This is a genomic window from Vibrio sp. 2033 (assembly GCF_033339735.1).
Genome location: NZ_JAWOVC010000053.1, coordinates 1 through 6085 on the forward strand (window position 1 = coordinate 1; position 6085 = coordinate 6085).

6 protein-coding genes are annotated in these 6085 nt (G+C 41.1%); all 6 read right to left on the reverse strand.

Going from position 1 to position 6085, the window contains the following annotated elements:
- Positions 1–187: 187 nt before the first annotated feature.
- Complete coding sequence (locus R7P74_RS24225; protein ID WP_262635684.1) at positions 188–1039, reverse strand: DUF5677 domain-containing protein; 852 nt, start codon at positions 1037–1039, stop codon at positions 188–190.
- A gap of 154 nt (positions 1040–1193) precedes the next feature.
- On the reverse strand, positions 1194–1595 hold the full coding sequence (locus R7P74_RS24230; protein ID WP_054577320.1) for an HIT family protein: 402 nt from the start codon (positions 1593–1595) through the stop codon (positions 1194–1196).
- A gap of 1734 nt (positions 1596–3329) precedes the next feature.
- Positions 3330–3863, reverse strand: a complete 534-nt coding sequence (locus R7P74_RS24240; protein WP_262635683.1) for a cysteine hydrolase family protein — start codon at positions 3861–3863, stop codon at positions 3330–3332.
- Positions 3864–3999: 136 nt separating this feature from the next.
- The gene (locus R7P74_RS24245) at positions 4000–4464 is read right to left on the reverse strand and encodes a GNAT family N-acetyltransferase (RefSeq protein ID WP_213971161.1); all 465 of its coding nucleotides are present in this window, start codon (positions 4462–4464) and stop codon (positions 4000–4002) included.
- 704 nt (positions 4465–5168) lie between these two features.
- Positions 5169–5777, reverse strand: coding sequence for a hypothetical protein (locus R7P74_RS24250; RefSeq protein WP_262688034.1), 609 nt, complete (start codon positions 5775–5777; stop codon positions 5169–5171).
- The gene (locus R7P74_RS24255) at positions 5777–5926 is read right to left on the reverse strand and encodes a hypothetical protein (protein ID WP_262688036.1); all 150 of its coding nucleotides are present in this window, start codon (positions 5924–5926) and stop codon (positions 5777–5779) included. Before R7P74_RS24255 ends, R7P74_RS24250 begins: the two co-directional genes overlap by 1 nt.
- Positions 5927–6085: the final 159 nt, after the last annotated feature.

The following is a 6085-nucleotide window of genomic DNA, read 5'->3' on the forward strand; positions in this document are numbered from 1 at the left end:
ATACCAAACAAACAGCTGCCAAATTTTGAGCTAAGAAACATGATTTTGATTGCTAGCTTTTTCTGGCGACTAACGCCCTGTTAAGGTGTGAGCAACGCAATACCAGAGCCTCCGCATACCACCTTAAAAACTAAAACCAACGCATAGTAAAAATGCCACGCGTTGCGAATCACTCTTAAACAGTTTGTTAAGTTTCATATTCGTTGGTATTAAATTCTTGCAATGCGGCTTTTAAATTTGCAAACAGTGGCTCATAGTTTTGTCTCAAGGTGTTGGAAAAATCTGGATTTTCACCACAAAACTGAAATAGAAATAGTGAACGCATTTCAGCAAAAGTGCAGAGATCAGAAATAGACCGAGCTATATGCGCGGCTTTAACCCACGCTTGTTCTTCTGTCGTACGTACACATCGCTCCCACACCATAGCAACACCGTCACCATCTTTATGGATAAGGTGACTACTCATCCCGTAGTTATAGCCTAGATGGATCAAAGGATTAAGCCTCGCATCATTAGACTTGCTAAACTCTTGTATGATGTGGCTAAACGACCACTTTTGTTCTAGCAGTTTTCGTTGCTGCTTATTTGTATCACCTCGAATACTGTCCACTTGTTCTGGTTCTAGTGTTAGATCTTGAATTGAAATCCAATTATGCATATCTTGTGGGTCGACTTCTGCTAGCAAAGAACTCGCACGATCACTTCGTTTAATAGCAGAATAACTGGGAAGAATCTCCCAATATTCATTAACTTTCGTTAGCACTTCCTCTTCAGAGCCATTCAGCATGTAAATGTACTTGGTAACACCTTCAATTATCGTACGGTTAATAATTTCAGCATCCCACTCTTGACCGTGCTGCAACAAAATAAGTGAACTCTCTGAGCTAAAGTGACAAGATAAGTACAACTGGGTACTTACAAACCTAACCATGGGATGCATGTTTTGAAAATCTTTATCTAGAAAAGGTTTGCAATGATCAAAGTGCTCACCAATGAAATGGCTAGCCATTGCAACCCAAGATTTAAACCTATCGTCCATAGTTACCTCTTGAAACTTAACGCCTTGTTAAGGTGTGAGGCACGCAATACCTAAGCCACCGCATACCACCTTAACCACTAAAACCAACGCATGACAAAAATGCCACGCGTGCCGAATCACTCTTGAACAATTTGTTAGCATACTTTTTCAATGCTCATAGATCTTTAAGTGATTCTCTTAGTTTATCCATAGTTTGAATTCCAAGTTCACTACTAACCCAACCGTACTGGTCGCCATGAAACCTAGGGAAAATATGCAAATGGTAGTGATCGAGCTCGTTGAAATGAGGTGTCTCTCCATTGTTTTGCATAAAGCCGATACCATCGGGATTGAACTTAGCTTCTATACGTTTATATAAATCTCTTGCAACGTCGGTGACCTCAAAAAACACAGACTCAGGCAGGTCAATGAAAGTACGGTATTGAGTCTTAGGACAAATTAAAATATGCCCAAAGTTGATTGGATCATGGTCTGCAAAAGCTATAACTTGGTCAGATTCGTACACGATGACCGAGTCAATTTCACGATTAACAATTTGTTCGACTATCGTAGCCATCTGAACTCCTATCAAAGTATGCTAACGCCTTGCTAAGGTGTGAGTAACGCAATAAAAAAGCTACCGCACAGCGCCTTAATCACCATAAGCCACCGCAAAGTAAAAATGCCACGCGTTACGAATCACTCTTAAGCAATTTGTTAGTACATGCGCTACTTCTATTTATGCGCTCCAAGATATTGAAAACTGGCATGATATGAAAGGCTTTGAACACTGAAGTGAGACGGGCAGCTACAAAACTTTACCGCCATTGAGAAACGTGAGTTGGCTAGAAGAAAAACGCACTGAACTCCCCTACTTTTACTGACCTCAAATTAGAAAAGGATTCGTTCCTCGCACTTCGACGGCAACACCAAAGAAAGGCAATTCTGACTTAGTAAAAACCACGAAAGAGAAGAAGCGCCAACAGAAACAAGCTAAGAGTTAGAAGCCGTAAACAGTGAAATTAAAGCGAATACTCCGCATATAGTGCCACCGGAAAGAACGTGAAAGGCACTAACTGAAAGGTGTAAACACGAGCGCCAAAACAGATAAACACCAAAACTTATGACCTTTGATGTCAAACCCGTACTAACGCCCTGTGAAGGTGTGAGCAATGCAATACCGCAGTCACCGCATACCACCTTAAACACCAAACGCAACGCATAGTAAAAATGCTACGCGTTGCGAATCACTCTTAAACAGTTTGTTATATGATTAATATGAATCGACACGAGAGACTTCTTTCACTTTTGTCAACGCACAACGCTTGCAAACCCAAGTTTCACGTAGCTCATAGTGTTTAGCATTTCGTTTATATCGCAAGTCGGGAGAGCCATCTAAACACGCCTTTTCCCAATATGATTTTATTACGATAGATTTCGCTTTATACATAGAAAAGGGCTTACTACAGCTAGAACACCAGCTGGATATTATCAAAGAGAGTGCTTTGTAAGCACCCCAAATAATAGCGAGCGGGATAACTAAAGGCCAAGCCACTGCGATAATAATGCATCCCCAAATATAAAACCCGAGTTGACGATCTAACTTTCTGGGTAACCTCACTATCAAACCCTCATATCATATAACGCCCAATTAAGGTGTGAGGCACGCAATACCGATGCTACCGCATACCACCTTAACCACTAAAACCAACGCATACCAAGAATGCCACGCGTGCCGAATCACTCTTAAATTGTTTGTTAGTACACTGTTCCTAAACCTTTTGGTATGCACCAAGATGTTGAAATATAGCACGAAACTTGTGGCTTAAAACGCTGAAGCTAAAGGGACAACTGACAAACTAGAACTCAACCTCAAAACGCAAGTTGGCGAGAAGAAAAACACGCCAAACTACCCTATTTTGACCAGATTCAAATTAGCAAAGGATTCGGTCACCTAACTTTTACAACCGCACCAAAGAAGCGAATTTAAGGCAAAAACCAACCACACAAGAGAAGCCACGCCAAAGAAATAGCCAAAAAGTTAGACACCGTAAACGGTGAAATCTAAGCGAACACTCCGCATATAGTGCCACCGGAAAGAACGTGGAAAGCACATTTGATCCGGTGTAAAGCGAAGGCACGAAACAGATAAACACCTAAATTTTGACCTTTGGAGCCAACCCCGTACTAACGCCCAATTAAGGTGTGAAGCACGCGACCACGACACTCAATTTAACCACCGTAATCACCAAACTTAACCCAAACTAAAAATGCCAAGCGTGCTGAATCACTCTTAAATTGATTGTTAGCCCTATGCCCAAAGGTTGCGCGCCTCTACCGCTTCGATTTTGACACCGAAACTCGAAATATTAGGTAACGTGGCATTGTGGTGCTCTCGAATTTGAGCCCCACTGGCGTGTTCCTTATCATGAGTTGTATGAGCATCCGAAACCAAAGTTACTGGATAACCTAAACCTGCTGCTCTACGAATGGTGGTATCAACGCAAAACTCTGAGGCGTAGCCACACACAATTAAGCTATCTACATCGAGTTCATTCAAAACACTTTGAAGATTAGTATTCAAGAACGAGTCTGGTGTTGTTTTGCGAACGAAATGGTCACCAGTTTGTGTAATTAAGCTCGACTGCAATGCCCAACCAGCGCTTTCGTATTCAATAACAGATTTAGGCTGCTCGTGCTGGACAAAGATAACTGGGACAAACTTAGCGCGCGCAAATTTCGTAACCTCATTAATTTTGTTGAGTACGATTTGTGATTCAAATGGTTGAGGTTCCGGGTCGAACAGAATCGACTGAACATCAATAACTAATACTGCAGATTTCATTATTTTCCTCTGATAGGGCTAACGCCTTGTTAAGGGGTGAACAACGCAATACCGAAGCTGCTGCATACCGCCTTAAACAATAAACTTAACGCATAGTAAAAATGCCACGCGTTGTGAATCCCTCTTGAACAATTTGTTAGCTGTATTTTTCCATGACAAAGTTTTTTAGTTTTTGACCACGGACTTCCATTTCTTGGGTTTGAACTACTTTAAAACCGAAGTGTTCGTAAAATGGACGAGCAGTGATACTGACTTCAGAAAAATAACGTTTTATACCGCGCGAATTGCCAACCTGAAAAACATGATGCATTAAAGCTTTACCTACACCTTTGCCTTGATACTCATGGTGACAAAAGAAATGATCTATAAGCCCACTTGCTTGTAAATCTGTGTAGCCAACAATGATACCGTCTATTTCAGCAACAAAAAGAGATAATCCTTTCATCCGTTTTTCCCAGACTGACGGATCTATACGTTCTGGAGCCCAAGCTTCGACTTGAGCTTGAGAATAGTCACGAATATTAATATTCCGAATTGTATAAAAGTGAATATTCCATAGAGCTTTGGCATCTTCTACGCTGTAATTTCTAATTGTAATCATTGTGCTTACTCCATAATACAGCTAACGCCTTGCTAAGGTGTGAGTAACGCAATACAAAAGCTACCGCACAGCGCCTTAATCACATAAGCCACTGCAAAGTAAAAATGCCACGCGTTACGAATCACTCTTAAGCAATTTGTTAGTACATGCACTACTTCTATTTATGCGTTCCAAGATATTGAAAACTGGCATGATATGAAAGGATTTGAACATTGAAGTGAGACGGGCAACTACAAAACTTTGCCCCGATTGAAAGACGGAAGTTGGCTAAAAGAAAAACGCACTTAACTCCCCTACTTTCACTGACTGCAAATTAGAAAAGAATTCGATCCTCGCACTTTGATGGCAATACCCAACGAACGACGAGATTAACTTAGGAAGTACAACGAAAACGAAGAAGCGCCAAAGAAATAGGTTAAGAGTTACAGACCGTAAACGGTGAAATCAAAGCAAACACTCCGCATATAGTGCCACCGGAAAGAACGTGAAAGGCACTAACTGAAAGGTGTAAACACGAGCGCCAAAACAGATAAACACCAAAACTTATGACCTTTGATGTCAAACCCGTACTAACGCCGCATTAAGCTGTGAGCAACGCTACCACCCTGCTAGAACCTAGGCGCCATAAACACAAAACCCAACGATGGAATGAAAAATGCCATGCGTTGGGAATCAGTCTTAAATGCTTTGTTATGTGCTGTGGACTACACTCTTGGGTAGTCAGTGTCTAACTGAAGTGGTCGAAAGTAGCCTTTTATACAATTTGGGTTTCGGACACAAATTTGGATATGATTTTTCTGCTTAAAGCCAGCAGATGGGTATAGCTCATCACCTTCCCAAAAAGCCCCCCGTATGGAATCGAATGTCTTTTCATCTTTTCGTTCCATTTCTGTATTCATAAATTGAAAAACAGCGCAGTCTAATTTTCGAAATAGTTTATCAATATCTTTCCCGTGAACTGGCTCATTCTTAGGTAATTCTAGATTAGCTGCAGTATAGACTTTCGATAAAGCGTCATACTGAGCCTTCAAAACATTAAGCGAGTGAGACTCAAGCAAGTCAAAACAATATCCTAAATGGATGATTGCTCCAATAACCATTGGATCTTTCAACTTGCCACGTACTTCCTTTAGCTCTCTTGCATAAGATTCCGCTCTATGAGGGCTATTCTCCCAAAAGTACATTCCATGACCGAGCCAATCGAATTCGTTTTCACTCGCTTTGAAGCCTTTATCACCTCTTAATATGTCTTCACCGATCTCACGTTCACAAGCATGAAACCCTAAAACCAATGACGGATGATGTTTATACATTATGCCTTGTATTGTTCCTCAGGCTGCCCATCAGCTTTTATCAAGCCAGCAGCCAATAATGCTTCTCTAGCTTTCTGTTCACTAGATGTTGCTTCTTGTACAAATTCTTCTAGACCATCTAAAATTCTTTTTGCATCTTCTTGGCTCATATGAACCTCCAAATTACCTATTTAAGCAAGGCGATATTATCATGTTAGTAGACGATAAGTAAACTGCTACCAGCGTATAGCACTGGTGTACCCCACAAAAAGTAGACAGTACATAACTACATACTTTCGTACTCAACTGGGCTGACGTGCCCCAACGCT